The organism is Nonomuraea sp. NPDC049655, assembly GCF_044465465.1.
Lineage (GTDB): Bacteria > Actinomycetota > Actinomycetes > Streptosporangiales > Streptosporangiaceae > Nonomuraea.
Genome location: NZ_JBITLS010000013.1, coordinates 170,745 through 186,502, shown reverse-complemented (window position 1 = coordinate 186,502; position 15,758 = coordinate 170,745). Strand labels below are relative to the sequence as shown.

Genomic DNA, 15,758 nt, shown 5'->3' with positions numbered 1-15,758 from the left:
CGTCAGCCGTCGGCCTCGGGCGGCAGCACCCAGCCGTAGACGTGCCATCGGCCGTCCTTGCGCTGCACGTCCTCGGCGAACCATGACAAACCAGTGCCGAGCAGCAATTCCCTCTCCTGGTGCCGGCTGAGCAGGTCCAGGTAGAAGGCGGGGGTGCCTTCGGGCACGCGCAGGTGCAGTTCCACGTGCCCGGCCCCGGGGGAGGCGGGCCCGTCGCCGATGCTCGTCGAGAAGAAGGCGGGGTCGCGTTGCACGGTTCCCGCCAGCTCCTCGACGGGCACGGTGAACAATTTCGGGGTCAGCCGCAGCGTCCGGAACACGTCGATCGTCTCGGGGACCGGCCGGCGTTCCATGATCTCCTGCAGCAGCTCGATCTCCGCGATGATACGTGCCTTGTTCCTGGCGACCTCCTCGGGCGTCAGGCCCTCGATGGAGGAGTCGCCGTACCGCAGGTAGTCGTTCATCCCCAGGTAGCCGCCCTCGGAGTACTCCTTGGCCGCCGCGCGCTCGGCCTGGGACAGCCCGGCGGACACGTCCGACCAGACGGCCTCGCCGAACGAGGCCGAGACCATGCGGGAGCCGAAGGGCGCGTCCACGGGGACGTGCGGCGCGGGCGCGGTGTAGTACAGACCCGATTCGGTACGGCGGATCGTCTGCCCCAGCGACGGGTTCGGCCCGTCGGCGACCAGCCCCGAGTACGCGGGCGGCGCGCCGCCCTTGCCATGGGGCAGGGCGGACGGGGACAGGTCGCCGGAGCGCGCGTCGAAGTCCACCGGGGGCTTGACCCGGCCGGCCGTGTCCGGCGCGGTGTAGTGGTCCTTCGGCGGGGCGGCGGCCGGTCCCGCGTCCTGGTGGTAGAGGCCCAGGATGTCCGGCAGGGCCTTGGCCAGCGCGGGGTGCAGCTTGTCGCCGTTCGCCATCGAGGTGAGCTCTCTCAGCGTGAACCACTGGGCGCCGCTGGTCTCGAACGTGTCGAGCTTCGGAGCGAACATCGGCCCGTCGGCGGCCAGATTGGTGTACGTCCAGCCGTCGTCCCCGACGTGCACGGCGTGCTCGCCCTTGAGCCGCAGCTCGTCCAGGTACACCTGGTCGACGCCCAGCTCCTCGCTGATCTCCCGGGCCGCGCCGTGCACGGGGCTCTCCAGGCTGTCGAGCGCGCCGCCGGGCAGCTGCCACTTGCCGGCGTTGGAGACCAGCTCGCTCTGCTGCATGAGCAGGTAACGCGGCTCGCCGTGCGGGTCGATGCCCCGGATCAGCACGCCCGCCGCGCCGTACTTGCCCCATTGGCCGCCGCTCACGTAGCCGTCGCCGGACTTGCCGGGGTTCTCCAGGATCCGGAACGGTCCCTGCGGCTTGGCGGCGCCGCCGGGCAGGACGCCCCCGCCCGCGTGGGAGGCGGCGGGCCCGTCCGCGGCCCGCACGTCGTTGAGGAGGGCGTCGAAGTCGTGCCCGCCGCCGAAGGACGGGTCCTGCTTGGCGGCCGCGCCGGCCAGCGTGGTGCTCTCCGGCCAGGGCCCGGACGGAAGCCCCGCCGAACCGTCCGCGTAGTACGACGACGACGTGGGCTGGTGGTCGTAGGAGTGGTACGCGCCGTTCAGCCACTCGGGGGGAAGCGTGGCGGCGGAACCCGGGTCCACGCCGGACTTCACCGCCGACTTCGCCGCCGACTTCACCGCCGAATTCACCGGGGAGTGCGCCGGCGGGCCGGCGTCAGGCTTGACGTGCGCTCCCGGGCTCCAGCTCGCCCAGTGCGCGTCCGCGCCGCCCAGCACGCCGGAGGTGAGGCTCTTGAGCAGCCTGTCCGGGTCGAACGGCTGCCCGCCGTAGATCTGCGTGGCCACGTCCGTGGCCACGCCGGCCAGGCCCGAACGGCCCATCAACCCGAGCATCGACCGAGGGGGCAGGATGCCCGTGAAGCCCGTCAGGAAGGCGCCCAGGAGGGCGCCCGTGCCGGCCGACGTCATGACCTGGTCCCAGTCCACGTGATCGCGCCGGGACTGCGTGGCCTGCACCCCGAGGTCCATGCCGCCCATCAGGCCGCCGAACAGCCCGATGTTGATCAGCAGCCGTTTGCCGAGCTGGGCGATGGCCAGCCGGGTGAGCTGGATCCGCGAGCCGGCCACGGCCATGGCGGCCGGTCCCCAGGGGCCGGCCGCCGCGGCCAGCAGCCAGATGAGCTGAAGGATCAGGAACCAGACCGAGACCTCGATCATCCGCTTGGTGTACTGCACCTGGACGCCGAGCTCGTTGTAGTGGAGGGCGGCCGAGACGAGCTCCTTGACGAGCTCGGCCAGCATCTGATCGGGCCCCTCCTGGACGTACGTGACGAACTCCCGCAGCGCGTCGCCGTCCCAGTCGTCGCCCAGCCGGGTGTAGACCGCCACGCCCCGCGCCTCCAGGACGCCCCGCGCGGTGGACGCGCACGCGTCGGCGAGCCGGAAACAGCCGTCCTCGTCACCTTCGGGCCAGTCCATGCCGACGGCGTAGCCGACGAACGGCTTCGCCCAGTCAGGGACGAGGAAACCGTCGAACCCCAAGCTCACGTCCCCGGCAGACTCGGCGGAGACGGCGCCTGGCCGTCGAGGGGCGGGGCCTGATACCCGGCGTCGTGGGTGTCCGGGCCTTCGGCGTCCTCGTAGTTCCGCGCGTTGCCCCGGAGCCCGTCCCGAACGGCCTCCACCGCCTGGATGTAGGCGTCGAAGGCGAGCAGGACGGTGCTCTCGATCCTGTACTGGTTCTTCGCCAGCTCCCTGCCGTAGTGGTCGTCGCCCAGCGGGTTGCCCTCGCGGTAGAAGACGGCGCCCAGCGCGCTGTACAGGTCCCGCAGGGCGGTGGCGCTGGCGTCGGCCTGCGCGGATCGCTGCCGCAGGCCGCTGAAGACCGCCTTGTATCCCTGGCCGCGGGTGTCACTCATGCGCCGCGCCGTCCTCCGGCGGAAGCCGCACGGGCTTCGGCAGGAACGACTCGATGCCCGTCCCCTCGCCCAGCACCTCCTCCAGAGGCAGCCCCTGCGGCATGAACGGCGTCATGAGCTCCTTCGTCCGGTCCGCCACCTGCTCGGTGGCGGCGCCGATCTGCTCCATGATCGAGCGGGCGAGCTGCGACGGCGCGAGCCTGCGGTACACCCGGGGGTCCAGCGCGATGTCCTGCACCTGACCGCGCGGCCCCACCGTCACGCTGACCAGGCCGTCGCGGCTCTGCGCGGTCGCCACCAGCTCCGACAGCTTGCCGTACGCCGTCCGCAGCTCGCGGGCCTGCCGGTTGTACTCCCTGGCCAACGCTTCGACTGTCAGCCCGAACTCGTCGCTCAAACGGCGTACCTCTCGTACCAGGGGCGACTTGTGCCGCAGCTGTAACGTGGACGCCTACCGTACTAAATCTCTTTACGGACGGAAAACGAGCAGTTCAGGCCATCCGAAACCCGCCCGCCGGGCCGGCGAACCGACCCGGCGGGGACCACGGAGTCAACGATCGCGAGGGGCCGTGTGCGCGAGGACGGCGGTGGCCAGTTCCTCGTGCACCTCCGGCGGCAGCGTGTGCCCCAGGCCCTCCACCATCATCAGCCGCGCCCCCGGCACCTGCTCGGCGATGAGCGCGCCATGACCCGGCTTGGCCACCTCGTGGGTGCCCTCGATCACCAGCGTCGGCGCCTTGACCTGGTGCAGCACGCCCACCGGCTCGAAATCGGGCTTGGCGCCCGCCGCCAGCCGATGGTTGACCGTCGCCGACAGGTCGCGCGCCCGGTCGTAGATGCGCTCCTGCAACCGGCGCGCCGCGTCCTCGTCGAACGGCAGCCCGGTCCCGTGCAGCAGACGCTGCTCGGCGATCATGCCCTCGATCGCCGCCCGCCGGTCCTGCGGCGGCGGCGACGCGATCAGGGCCTGGTAGAAGGCCACGAACTCCGGCAGCGGCACCGGCAGGCTGCCCTCCGGCTGCGGCTGGCCCAGCAGCGCCCGCATGATGACCTTCCCTTCGCCGCCGCCCAGCGGCGAGGAGCCGATGACCGTCAGCGACCGCACCCGCTCCGGCCGCTCCACCGCGACGAACTGCCCCAGCAGCCCGCCCGCCGAGTGGCAGACCAGATGCGCGCTGTCCAGGCCGTGCGCGTCCATCACCCGGTAGACGTCGTCCTTGATGTCGTCCCACGTGTACGGGTGCGCCGCGAAGTCGACCGTGTCCGACATGCCGGTGTCACGGTGGTCGTACCGGATCACCCGGCGGCCGCCCGCGGTCAGCAGCCCGACGAACTCGTCCGGCCACAGGACGCCCTGCGACATCGAACCCATGATCAGCAGGATCGGCTCGTCGGTGGCGGCGCCGAACTCTTCACTCCAGATGTTCACGTTTTGCATGCCTCACAGCTTGCCCGGCCCGGCTACGGGCGCCTTCTGTAGAACTACTAGCCGCGCCAGATCAGTACGGGAGCCGATGCCGAGCTTCGGATAAATCTTGTACAGGTGGTACTCGACCGTCCGCGGGCTCAGGAAGAGCCGGGCGGCGATCTGCTTGCTCGACAACCCGTCGGCTACCAGGCCCGCGATGCGCAACTCCTGCGGGGTCAGCGCGTCGAGCACGGCCGTGGGCGGCGCCTGCCCGCTCTCGCCCGCGGCCCGCAGCTCCTCCTGCGCGCGCCGCGCCCACGGCCGCGCGCCCGCCCGTTCGAACGTCTCCCACGCCATCCGCAGATGCGCCCGTGCCTCGCCCGGACGTTGCCCGCGGCGCAACCGCTCGCCCAGCAGCAGGGCCGTCCTGGCCGCCTCGAAGGGGTTGGTGTGCAGCCGCAGCGCCTCGTCGAAGGCGTCCTCGCGCGATTCGGCCAGGCCGCGGCAGCGCGCCAGCAGCGCGCGGGACTCCGGCGTCGCCGCGTGCCGCGACCCCCGTTCGTACGCCTCCAGCGCCGCCCGCGCGCCCTCCTCGTCGCCCGCTCCGACGGCGGCCTCGACGCGGTCGGGGGTCGTCCGCCAGACGATCGCCGGATGCCCGGTGCCCGGCCCGGCCGCGGCGATGGCCGCGAACCGGTCGCGCGCCGCCGCGTGCCGGCCCAGGCACAGGTCGAGCATCGCCCGCGCGTACGCCGCCACCCCCGCGCGCAGCCCCACCCGATGGGGGACGGCGATGGCCAGCGCCGCGCGGGCCTGCCGCTCGCAGTCCTCCTCCTCGCCGCGCAGCGCCGCCACGACCGCCAGGTTGGCCAGGTGCGCGGCCACCGTGTTCTCGTAACCGGCCTCGCGGGCCAGCTCCAGGCCCTCCTCCGAGAGGGCCTGGCTGCGCGCCAGCCGCCCGGCCAGCCGTTCGGCGGTCGCCACGAACTCCAGCACGACCGGCAACTGCCCCGCCATGCCCGACACCCTGGCCACCTGCCCGGCCCGGTCGCTGAGCTCGGCGGCCAGGTCCGTCTCGCCGAGCTGGCTGGCCGCGGCCGCCGCCCACAGGTGGCCCGCCGGGTCCTTCAGCTCACCGGCCCGCGCCAGCGCGCGGCGCAGCAGTCCGGGCCCGGCGGCGTCGCCGCCCAGGGTCAGGCCGATGCCGGCCACCGTGTCCCGCAGGAAACCCTCCGGGTGCGCGGCGGCCCGGCGGCCGAGCTCGACGATCATCGCGGTGTCGCCGACGTACGCGGCCGCCTCGGAGGCGTCGGCCAGCATGTCCAGGCTGTCGCCCGCCGCCAGGATCCGCACGGCCTCGGCGGCGTTGCCCGAGTTCAGCTCGAACCGGCCGCGGAGCTGGGCGATCTCCATGGTCACGGCGACGTCGCCGCCGGCCCGTTCGCGCGCCTCGGCCAGCAGCGACTCCGCCTGGCCGGGACGGCCGCCGAGCCAGGCCGCGACGGCGGCGTCCTTCAGCCGGACGGCGCGTTCGCGCGGCTCGGGGGTCAGCTCGGCGGCTCTGGCCAGGGCGGTGGCGGCGGCGCCGTACCCGCCGCGGTCGCGGGCCCGGCCGGCGGCGGCCACCAGCGCGGCGGCGACCTCCTCGTCCTGGCCCAGGGCGGCTCCGGCCAGGTGCCAGGCGCGGCGGTCGTCGGCGGTCAGCTCCGCCAGGACGGCGTGCGCCCGGCGCACCTCGGCCGGAGCGGCCGCCTCGTGCACCGCGGAACGGATCAGCGGGTGGCGGAAGCGCACGCCGGCGCCCGACACCTCCGCCAGCCCGCCCTCCTCCAACTCGGCCAACGCCGCCCGCCCGGCCTCCGGCTCAGACTCCGCGCGTTCGGCGAGGAGCCGGCCGGTGGCGCGCAGGACCACGTCGAGGTCGCCCTCGACGGCGGCGACCAGGGCGGCCAGCCGGGCGGCGGCGGACAACGCGGCCACCCGGTCGCCGAACAGCCGGGCGCCGCCGGGCAGCGGGTCGGGCAGCGGTTCGCGTCCGGCGAGCTGGGCGGGCGTCAGACGGGCGGCGATCTCGCGCAGGGCGAGCGGGTTCGCGCCGGTCAGCGTGACCAGCTCGCGCCGCACCTGGACGGGCAGCGTGCCGTGGCGGGACGCCAGCAGCTCGTCCGCGGCGGCCTCGGCCAGGCCGCGCACCTCCACCGTCAGCGGCACGCCCTTGACCGCGGCGTCCCCGCGCACCGCGAGCAGCATCGCGACGCGTTCGGTCGCGAGCCGCCTGGCGGCGAACAGCAGCGCGTCGGCCGAGGCCCGGTCGACCCACTGGAAGTCGTCCACCACGCAGACCAGCCCGTCCGGCGCGGCGGCCTCGACCAGCAGCGAGAGCACGCCGGCCGCCAGCAGGAACCGGTCACCGGCGCCCCCGGCCGCCAGCCCCAGCGCCGCGCGGACGGCGAGGCGCTGCGGCTCGGGCAGCGCGTCGAGCGCGCCGGGCGAACCGGCCACCGGCCACAGAAGCTGGTGCAGCGCCGCGAACGCCAGGTCGGACTCCGACTCGACGCCGGTGAGCCGCAACACCCGCATCGCGCCGCCGCGCGCGGCCGCCGCGTCGAGCAGGGCCGTCTTGCCCGCCCCCGCCTCGCCGCGCAACACCGCCGCGCCGCCGGCGCCGTCGCGGGCGCGCGCGATCACCTCGTCGAGAACGCTGATTTCCGCAGATCTGCCGTAGAGCACAAGCCCCTACCCTAGGCGGGCGGCCCGGCCCGCCGAGCCCCGGAGACCGTCCCTACGTGGGCAGCCACGCAGGCCACCAGGGCAGGACGCAGTCGCCGGGGGTGCCCTGGGTGGCCACGTCGTACAGGGTCAGCGCGACCGGCCCGGAGACCGTGACGGCGAGGGCGAGCACCGTCAGGAGGAGCTGCGGCCACAGCCGCCGGGCCGCCCACGGCAGCCGCCGCGCACGCGATCGCAGCGACGGCCGGGAACGCGCAGCCGAAGGCCCGGCGAACATCCCCGGCCCCGGACGACGGCCCGCTCCGATCGGTCACGCCGACATCGAAGCAGACCGGTTTGCGGTCGATGCGCACCCGAGGTGAAGATTCGGTGCACGGCCCCGATCACCTCGGCCACACTGGTCCCATGGAATACGTCGGACGGGTGCCCGCGCCGCCGCTCGACCGGTTCATCGACGACATCTACTGCCTGACCGGGGTGCCGCGACACCGGTTGATGAACGTCCCGCCGATGCCGTCGGGACACCTGTTCGTCAACCTGGGCGACCCCGCCCGCCTGTGGGACTCCGACCCTGCCGTGCCGCCGGCGGTGTTCGCCGACGGCTGGTTCATGGGGATGTGGACCAGGCGGTTCCGCTACGAGTACCCCGCCCGGGTGCGGCTGGTCGGGGTGCACTTCAAGCCGTGGGGGATGACGCCGTTCGTCGGCGTGCCGGCGGGCGAGCTGCGCGACCGGTGGGTGCCGGCCGACGCCCTCTGGCAGCGGTCCCTGGACCGGATCCGCGACCGGGCCGGCGACCTCGCCTCGGCCGCCGGCGTCCTGCGGGTGGTGGAGGAGGAGCTGCGGGCGCGGTTCGCGGGGACGGCGTCGCGCAATCTCGACCTGATCCGGCACGCGGGCGGCCGCCTGGCGGCCACGTACGGCGCGGTCCCGGTCGGCGCGCTGGCCGACGCCGCCGGGGTGAGCGGCAACCACCTGGCCGCGCAGTTCAAGTCCCATGTCGGCGTCACTCCGAAGCGGGTGGCCCGGATCTACCGCTTCGCCCGGCTGATCCTGTCCGTGGACGCGTCGCGCCCGGTCGACTGGACGGCGCTCGCCCACACGGTGGGCTACTTCGACCAGGCCCACTTCAGCAGGGAGTTCAAGGACTTCACCGGCCACACCCCGACCGGGTACCTGGCCCTGCGGCGCCGCTTCCCCGCCGAGCGGGGCTTCCCGCCGGACGACGGCCCGATGCCCGCCGATTGATTTTCTACAAGCCCGGCAGCCTGCCGGGACGGCAGGATCGCAGGCGTACTTCTGACGAGGACCGAGGAGACCCCGTGGGCGCAGTGATCATGAACAGCGCGGTGTCGGTGGACGGCTTCATCGCCGACGGCAACGACGACGTCGGCCCCCTGCACGACTGGTACTGGAACGGCGACACCCCGCTCACGCTGGGCGACGACCCGGACTACGACCATTCCGGCGCGGGCGGCCGCTTCAGGGTCTCCAAGGCGTCGGCGGAGTACGTCCGGCCGATCTGGGAGTCGGTCGGCGTGATCATCATGGGCCGCACCCTGTTCGACCTGGTGAACGGCTGGGAAGGACGGCCGCCCGCGGGGGAGCATGTGGTCGTGGTGTCCCACCGGCCCAAGCCCGAGGGCTGGCACCCCGAGGCGTCCTACCATTTCGCCGCCGACGTGACGGCCGCCGTCGCCCGGGCCCAGGAGCTCGCCGGGGACCGGGTCGTCAGCGTGAACGCCGGCGACGTCGGCGGCCAGCTGCTCGCGGCCGGTCTGGTGGACGAGGTGGCGATGGACGTCGTGCCGGTGGTGTTCGGCTCCGGCAAGCCCTACTTCGGCCGCGTCGCCGGGCAGCACCTCCTGGCGGACCCGCACGTGGTCGTCCAGGGCGAGGGGGTGCTGCACCTGCGGTACAAGGTGCGCCGCTAGTCGCGGCCGCCGATCCGCGCGAGGTCCCCGCGGAACACCGCCCCTGTCCGGCGACGGGATCGTGCCCCGACGGGGGGCCGACGAACGCGCGCATGGGCGCGGCCGATCCGCGGAAGCTAGCCTGACGCCGTGAGCTCCGTTCTGCTGTGGTGCGCGCTCGTCGGCGTCGCCCTCCTGTACGGCGCGGCCGTCCGCGGCACGGCCGGGATCACGATCGCGGTCGCCGCGGCCCTGGTGGCGGCGGCGACGGCCGTCGCGGCGGCCCGCGGCTGGCCGCCGCAGGCGCTGGCGGGCGTGGCGCTGGTGGCGGGCGGCGTGGGCGCGGTCGTCTGGGCGTTCGGGCGGGCGCACCGGCGGGGCCGGACGCGGCGGGCGGCCCTGGCCGCGCACCGGGCGGCGCGATCGCGGGCGGCCGCGGCCGTGGCGGACGCCGTGCGCCTCAGGATGGCCGCCGAACTGCACGACACCGCCGCCCACCGGCTCACCGGCATCGCGGTGGCCGCGGCGTCCGCGCTGCACGTGGCCGACCCGGCGATGCGGGAGTCCGCCCTGCGCCACGCCGGGGACGCCGCCCGCCTGGCCCGCGCCGAACTGGCGGGCGCGCGGGAGGCCGTCCGCGACCTGCCGGCGATCGACGCCCTGGTCGCCGACCGGCATGGGCCAGGCGCGGACCCCGGCCGGGTCGGCTACCGCAGGACGGCCGCCGCCGCGCCGCCCGAGGTCGCGGCGGCCGCCTACCGGGTGGTCCAGGAGGGCCTCACCAACGCCGCGCGGTACGCGGGCGGCGCCCGGGTGGACGTCGCCGTCCTCGGCGGACCCGGCCGGCTGACCGTCGAGGTGCGCGACACCGGCGGCGCGCGGGAGCACGACGACCTGGGCACCGGCCACGGCCTGTCCGGGCTGGCCACGACCGTGGCGGCCTGCGGCGGCACGCTCACGGCGGGCCCGGACGCCGGCGGCTGGACGGTCCGGGCCGCCTTCCCCGCCCCCGCCGGGCCGCCCCCGTTCCGGCGGACGTGGTGGCGCGGGCGGCGGGCCTGGGACGCGGCGCTGGCCGGGCTCGCCGTCGCGTTGACGATGGGGGCGAGCCTGCTGCCGGGAGGCACTCCGGCGCCGCGGGAGTTCCTCGTGCTCGGCCCCCTCTTCGTCCTGCACGCCCTGCCTCTGTGGTGGCGGGTGCGGCGGCCCGCGTGGAGCCTCGCCGCGATGTTGTCGATCCATCCGGTGGCGATGGCGGGCCTGACCCCGACCCCCGCGGGCGACCTGTTCCTCTGGGCGTGGTGGGTGGAGCTGGCCCAGCTCTACGCCTTCGGCGCCCACCACCCCAGGCGCCGGGGCGTGCTCGCGATCCTCGCCGTCGGCCTGGTGGGCGGCCTCGCGCTGGCCCTCGGGCCGGACATCGCCGGCGACCCGACGGCCGCCTGGGCGGTGCTCGCCACGGCCGTGGCGCTCCTGTCGGCTCCGGCGTGGGCGGCGGGCGTCCTGGTCGGCCGGGCGCGGGCGCGGCGGCGGGCGGCCGCGACCGCCGAACGCGACCTGCTGGCCGGCCGGCTGGCGGACGTGGCGCGCGGCGAACGAGAACGAATCGTCGAGGGTCTGCGCAGCACGGCGGCCCGGCACGCGGACGCGGTCGTCGCGGCGGCCGGGAAGGGCGACCTGACGGCGGTGCGCGACGCCGCCCGCGCCGCGATCGACGCGCTCCGGAGGCTGCTGGACGAGCTGCGCCGCCCCGCCGGATCCGACGGCCCGCCGCCGACGCTCGCCGGGCTGGAGCTGCTGGCCGCCCGGCGGCAGTCGGGCGTCCGCCACCTCGGCGACCCCGGCGGCCTGACGCCGGAGCTGGAGGTCGGCGTGTTCCGGGCCGTCGAGGAGCTGGCCGGGGACCGGATCACCGTGTCGTACCTGCCCGACGGCGTGCTCGTCGAAGGCGCGGCGGCCCGGCGCGCCCGCCGCCGGCTGCGCACTTTGGCCGACGGGTACGGCGGGACGCTGGCCACCGGCGGCCCGGACGACGTGCGGGTATGGTTGCCCAGATGATCAGGGTGATCGTCGTCGACGACCAGGCGGTGGTCCGGGTCGGGATCGCCGCGGTGCTGGCCGCCGAACCCGACCTCGACGTGGTCGGGCAGGCCGCCGACGGCGAGTCCGCCGTGGCGCTCGCCGCCGAGCTGCGCCCGGACGTGGCGCTCATGGACGTCCGGATGCCCGGCCTCGACGGGCTCGCCGCCACCGCCCGGATCACCGCCGGCACGCCGGGCACCCGGATCGTCGTGCTGACCACGTTCGGCCTGGAGGAGTACGTGTTCGGCGCGCTGCGCGCCGGCGCGTCCGGGTTCCTGCTCAAGGACGCCGAGCCGGCGCGCGTCGTGGACGCGGTGCGGGTGATCGCGCGCGGCGACGCGCTGCTCGACCCGGTGATCACCCGGCGGCTGCTCGAACGCTTCGCCGCGGCCGCCGACCCCGGCCCGCCCGCGCGGCCCGACGGGCTCACCGCCCGCGAGCGCGAGGTGCTCGGGCACGTCGCGCGCGGGCTGTCCAACGCCGAGATCGCCGCCGTCCTGGCGCTCAGCCCGGCCACGGTCAAAGACCACGTGGCGGCGATCCTGGCCAAGCTGGGCGTGCGCGACCGGCTGCACGCGACCATCCACGCCTACGAGTCCGGCCTGATCCGTCCCGGGGCCGGCTGACCCCCGCCGCGTGGCGGGGGCACGGTTCGGTCGCCGGCAGGAGGAGACGCGGCGCGCGCGTTCCTAACGTTGTGGCACATGAAACGTGTGTCAGGCGCGATCCTGCTGGTGGGCGCCGAGATCGCCGCGGTCGCCGCCGGGGCTCTGGTCTTCCTGCTCGTGGCGGCCGTGACGGCCGTCGTGCCGCTGTTCGCGGGGGCGGGGGTGCTCGCCGTCGCCGCCGTCTCCTGGCTGCTCGGACGTCCCGCACTCCGCCTGCTGGGGCTGCCCCGGCTGGTGCCGCCCTACGTGGTGGTGAACACCGTGGCGGTCACCGCCCTCGCCGGGCTGGCGGCCTTCCGGCCCTTCCCCGTCCCGCCGCCGGCCGCGGCGCCCGCCGGGGTCGCGTACTGGCAGCTCCCGACGGGCTCCCGGCTCGCCTACGTCAAGCTCGCCGGATCCGGCACGGCCGGCCGCCCGCCCGTGATCTTCCTGCACGGCGGGCCGGGCACGCCGGGGGAGGGGCTGCCGGAGGGCAGCGAGGAGCTGGCCGCCGCCGGGTTCGACGTCTACGCCTACGACCAGGTCGGCGCCGGCCGTTCGACCCGGCTGGCCGACCCGGCCGGGTACACGGTCGCCCGCCACGTCGCCGACCTGGAGGCCGTCCGCCAGGCCATCGGCGCCCCGAAGATCGTCCTGGTGGGCAGGTCGTGGGGCGGCACCCTGTCGGCCGCCTACCTCGCCGCCCACCCCGACCGGGTGGCCAAGGCCGTGCTCACCTCGCCGGGCGCGATCTGGGAGCCCGCCTTCCCCGGCGGCGTCGGCAGCCCGTGGGACGGCCTGCCCGCCCCCCTCCAGGCCCAGGCCGACGCGCTGACGAGCTCCCCGCGCATGCTGGTCCAGTCGTTGCTCCTGGGCGTGAACCCGGCCGCGGCACGGGCGCTGGTGCCCGACGCCGAGGCCGACGCCCGGATGCGCGCGCTGCTGCTGGTGGCCAAGGACGCCACGGGCTGCGCGGACGCGAAACCCGCCCCCGTGCACGGGAACCTGCCCGGCTTCTACAGCAACCAGGTCACCGCCGAGGACGCCGCCGCCGTCCCCGACCCGCGGCCCCGGCTGCGCGGGGTACGGGTGCCGGTGCTCATCATGCGCGGGCAGTGCGACTACCTGAAGTGGGAGGTCACCTACGACTACCGGCGCACCCTGCCGGACTCGACCCTGGTATACGTCCCGGGTGCCGGCCACTCGATCGCCAACGGCCGTCCCGACCTCTACCGCGGCCTGATCCGCGCCTTCCTCCTCGACCGCCCGCTGCCCGTCCCCGCCTACACCGGCGCCACCGATCCCGCCCGCTCCTAGACGCCGCCGCGCGTTCCGGGATCGGTGATCTTAGGATGCGGGTGACTCAGGGCGCCGCCGGGCGGCGGGGCGGGGAAGGAGAGCGCGTGGAGCCGGACGAACGGCTACGTCACAGCTCGTCATTCGGAGCCGCGGCGGCCGCGTACGCCGAGCACCGGCCGGATTACGCGCACGCCGCCGTGCGCTGGGCGCTGGAGACGGCGCCCGGGCTTCGGGTGCTCGACCTCGGGGCCGGCACCGGCAAGCTGACCGCGACGCTGGTCGAGCTGGGCGTCGAGGTCGTCGCGGTCGAGCCCGACCCGGCGATGCTGGCCGAGCTGCGCCGGGCGCTGCCGGACGTCCGCGCCCTGCCGGGCAGCGCCGAGGCGATCCCGCTGCCGGCCGCGTCCGTCGACGCGGTGCTGGCCGGCAACGCCATGCACTGGTTCGACATGGCCGTCGCGGGGCCCGAGATCGCCAGGGTCCTGGCTCCCGGCGGCGTCCTGGCCGGCCTGTGGAACGTGCTCGACGACGGCGTCGACTGGGTGGCCGGGCTCGCGCGGGCCGGCGGCGGCGAGGCGGTCGGCCCGCGCGACACGCCCGCCGCCTGGCGCGCAGAGACGGCAGGGATGCACCTGCCCAGGTCGGGCGCGCCGCGGTTCGGGACGCCGGAGCAGGAGCAGTTCCCGCACGGCCAGCGCCGCACCGCGGACTCCCTCGCCGAGACGCTCGCGACCAGGGCGGGCATGCTCGTCATGCCCGCAGGGGAACGCGCGGCCCGGCTCGGCCGGATCCGCGCCTACCTCGCCGGCCGGCCCGAGACCGCCGACGGCGAGTTCACCCTGCCGATGCTGACCGCCGTGTTGCGCGTCCGGCGGTTGTGACGACGTCCGAGCCAGGGCCGTGAAGAGGTTTCACCTGCCGATCGATCCGAAAACAACGATCAAGCGGCCTCCCGTCGGACGGTGACGGCCGGGAAGGCGGTGCCGGATGTCCGGAGCGCCGTTGTACGACACCATCGGAGCGGCCTACACCGCGACGCGGCGCACCGATCCGCGCATCGCCGCGCGCATCTGGGCCGCGCTCGGCGACGCCCGGACCGTGCTGAACGTCGGCGCGGGCACCGGGTCCTACGAGCCGCCCGGCCGTTACGTCCTGGCCGTGGAGCCGTCGGCGCTCATGCGCTCGCAGCGCCCGGCGGAGGCGGCGCCGTGCCTGGCCGGGTCCGCCGAGCGTCTGCCGTTCGACGACGGGGCCTTCGACGCCGCCATGGCCGTCTCGTCGGTCCACCACTGGCCGGACGTGCTCGGCGGGCTGCGCGAGATGCGGCGGGTCGCCCGGCGCGTGGTGGTGTTCACCCACGACACCGGCGACGCCGGCTGGCGCGACCGGTTCTGGCTGTCCCGCGACTACCTGCCCGAGGTCGCCGGCCTCGTGGCAGGCCGGCCCTCGGTGACCGAGCTGGCGGCGGCGATCGGGGCCCGGCTGGAACCCGTGCCCATCCCGTGGGACTGCGCCGACGGCCTGTTCGAGGCCTTCTGGCGCCGGCCGGAGGCGTACCTGGAGGAGGACGTCCGCCGCGGGATGTCGGTCTGGGCCAGGCTCGGGCCGGACGTCGAGCGGCGCGCGGTGCGCGACCTGCGTGCCGACCTCGCCTCCGGCCGGTGGGCCGCGCGCAACCGGGACCTGCTCGAACTCGACGAGGCCGAGCTCGGCCTCCGCCTGCTGATCGCCTAGCCCGGACCGGCGGCCTTCCTCAGCGGTCGCGGAATGCATGAGAGGTCTTCATCCGTTGTCGCCGCCGTGGACGATCTCACCCCCGCGGAACTCCGCGTCCTGGTCGCCGTCGACGGCGAGGGCAGCGTCACGGCGGCCGGCGTACGGCTGGGGCTGACCCAGTCGGCCGTCTCCCACGCCCTGCGCGCGGCCGAGCGGAAGATGGGAGCCGTGCTGTTCCAGCGGGGCCGCGCCGGCGCGCGGGCCACCGCGGCGGGGCGGGCCGCGGTCGGGCACGCCCGGCACATCCTGCGGCTCATGGAGGTCATGCGGGCCGACACGCGCACCGCCGCCCGCGGCGAGGCCACCGGGACCATCCGGCTGGCCGCCTTCCGCAGCGCCGCCTTCCACCTGCTGCCGCGCGTGCTGGTCCGGTTCGGCCGGCGGCACCCCAAGGTCACCGTGGACGTGCGCGTCGTGCCGGACCTGGGCAGGGGCATCGCCGGCGAGGTGGCCGACGGCCGGGCCGACGTGGGCGTCCTGACCCTGCCGATGCACGTGGACGGCCTGGTCTGCAAGGAGCTGTACGAGGAGCCGTACGTGCTGGCCCATCCGCTGGGGCATCCGGACCCGCGGTCGCTCCCCATGATCGATTGGCACGAGAACTGCTCGGGCGAGACCCGGCGCTGGCTGGCCGCGCAGGAGTGGATCCCGCCCGGCGACATCACGGCCGAGGACGACGGCGTCGTCATGTCGATGGTCGGGCACGGGCTCGGCGCGGCGATCGTGCCCCGCCTGTCCACGGTGGACGCCCCGGCCAGGGTCGCCACGGCCGAGCTCGGCGAGGGCGCCCCCCGCCGCCGGGTGGGCTACGTCACCACCCGCGAACTGGCCGGCTCCGCGCTGATCCGCGACCTGCTCGGCGAGCTGCGCACCCTCCGGACGCCCGCCGCCCCGGCGGCGGCCACCCATCCATGAGCCGCTGCTGACGACCGTTTGGCGGTGCGCGACCGTCGCGCAGACCGGACTGGGCCCGCCCCTGTCCTTCGAGC

Annotated in this window: 14 protein-coding genes; 8 read left to right on the top strand and 6 right to left on the bottom strand. The window is 75.5% G+C overall.

Annotated features, from left to right (window positions below; translation table 11 throughout):
* Nucleotides 1-2 precede the first annotated feature (2 nt).
* The 6 genes from ACIBQ6_RS36615 to ACIBQ6_RS36590 form a co-directional block, all read right to left on the bottom strand.
* A complete protein-coding gene (locus ACIBQ6_RS36615; protein WP_397217614.1) occupies nucleotides 3-2,543 on the bottom strand; it encodes an ADP-ribosyltransferase in 2,541 nt (846 codons plus the stop codon).
* Entirely contained in the window at nucleotides 2,540-2,914 is a 375-nt protein-coding gene (locus ACIBQ6_RS36610) for a hypothetical protein (RefSeq protein ID WP_358296853.1), read from the bottom strand. The genes ACIBQ6_RS36615 and ACIBQ6_RS36610 overlap by 4 nt, the downstream gene beginning before the upstream one ends.
* Nucleotides 2,907-3,311 (bottom strand): YbaB/EbfC family nucleoid-associated protein, encoded by a 405-nt coding sequence (locus ACIBQ6_RS36605; protein ID WP_358296856.1) that lies wholly within the window; start codon nucleotides 3,309-3,311, stop codon nucleotides 2,907-2,909. Before ACIBQ6_RS36605 ends, ACIBQ6_RS36610 begins: the two co-directional genes overlap by 8 nt.
* A 153-nt stretch (nucleotides 3,312-3,464) precedes the next feature.
* Complete coding sequence (locus tag ACIBQ6_RS36600) at nucleotides 3,465-4,352, bottom strand: alpha/beta hydrolase (RefSeq protein ID WP_397217611.1); 888 nt, start codon at nucleotides 4,350-4,352, stop codon at nucleotides 3,465-3,467.
* A 3-nt stretch (nucleotides 4,353-4,355) separates the two neighbouring features.
* On the bottom strand, nucleotides 4,356-7,052 hold the full coding sequence (locus ACIBQ6_RS36595; RefSeq protein WP_397217609.1) for a LuxR C-terminal-related transcriptional regulator: 2,697 nt from the start codon (nucleotides 7,050-7,052) through the stop codon (nucleotides 4,356-4,358).
* 52 nt (nucleotides 7,053-7,104) lie between these two features.
* On the bottom strand, nucleotides 7,105-7,329 hold the full coding sequence (locus ACIBQ6_RS36590; RefSeq protein ID WP_397217607.1) for a hypothetical protein: 225 nt from the start codon (nucleotides 7,327-7,329) through the stop codon (nucleotides 7,105-7,107).
* A gap of 128 nt (nucleotides 7,330-7,457) precedes the next feature.
* Between ACIBQ6_RS36590 and ACIBQ6_RS36585 the strand changes: the two genes are divergently transcribed.
* The 8 genes from ACIBQ6_RS36585 to ACIBQ6_RS36550 all read left to right on the top strand — a co-directional run bounded on the left by ACIBQ6_RS36585 (nucleotide 7,458) and on the right by ACIBQ6_RS36550 (nucleotide 15,684).
* Nucleotides 7,458-8,300, top strand: coding sequence for a helix-turn-helix domain-containing protein (locus ACIBQ6_RS36585; protein WP_397217605.1), 843 nt, complete (start codon nucleotides 7,458-7,460; stop codon nucleotides 8,298-8,300).
* A 74-nt stretch (nucleotides 8,301-8,374) separates the two neighbouring features.
* Nucleotides 8,375-8,986, top strand: coding sequence for a dihydrofolate reductase family protein (locus ACIBQ6_RS36580; RefSeq protein WP_358296868.1), 612 nt, complete (start codon nucleotides 8,375-8,377; stop codon nucleotides 8,984-8,986).
* Between the two features lie 129 nt (nucleotides 8,987-9,115).
* Nucleotides 9,116-11,023 carry a sensor histidine kinase gene (locus ACIBQ6_RS36575; RefSeq protein ID WP_397217603.1) on the top strand — a complete coding sequence of 636 codons (1,908 nt, stop codon included), beginning with the start codon at nucleotides 9,116-9,118 and terminating at the stop codon, nucleotides 11,021-11,023.
* Nucleotides 11,020-11,673, top strand: coding sequence for a response regulator transcription factor (locus tag ACIBQ6_RS36570; RefSeq protein ID WP_357977843.1), 654 nt, complete (start codon nucleotides 11,020-11,022; stop codon nucleotides 11,671-11,673). Before ACIBQ6_RS36575 ends, ACIBQ6_RS36570 begins: the two co-directional genes overlap by 4 nt.
* A 78-nt stretch (nucleotides 11,674-11,751) precedes the next feature.
* The gene (locus tag ACIBQ6_RS36565) at nucleotides 11,752-13,011 is read left to right on the top strand and encodes an alpha/beta hydrolase (RefSeq protein ID WP_397217601.1); all 1,260 of its coding nucleotides are present in this window, start codon (nucleotides 11,752-11,754) and stop codon (nucleotides 13,009-13,011) included.
* A gap of 86 nt (nucleotides 13,012-13,097) precedes the next feature.
* Nucleotides 13,098-13,874 (top strand): class I SAM-dependent methyltransferase, encoded by a 777-nt coding sequence (locus tag ACIBQ6_RS36560; protein WP_397217599.1) that lies wholly within the window; start codon nucleotides 13,098-13,100, stop codon nucleotides 13,872-13,874.
* A gap of 106 nt (nucleotides 13,875-13,980) precedes the next feature.
* Nucleotides 13,981-14,727 carry a class I SAM-dependent methyltransferase gene (locus ACIBQ6_RS36555; RefSeq protein ID WP_397217597.1) on the top strand — a complete coding sequence of 249 codons (747 nt, stop codon included), beginning with the start codon at nucleotides 13,981-13,983 and terminating at the stop codon, nucleotides 14,725-14,727.
* Between the two features lie 66 nt (nucleotides 14,728-14,793).
* Nucleotides 14,794-15,684, top strand: a complete 891-nt coding sequence (locus ACIBQ6_RS36550) for a LysR family transcriptional regulator (RefSeq protein WP_397217595.1) — start codon at nucleotides 14,794-14,796, stop codon at nucleotides 15,682-15,684.
* The last annotated feature ends 74 nt before the right edge of the window (nucleotides 15,685-15,758 follow it).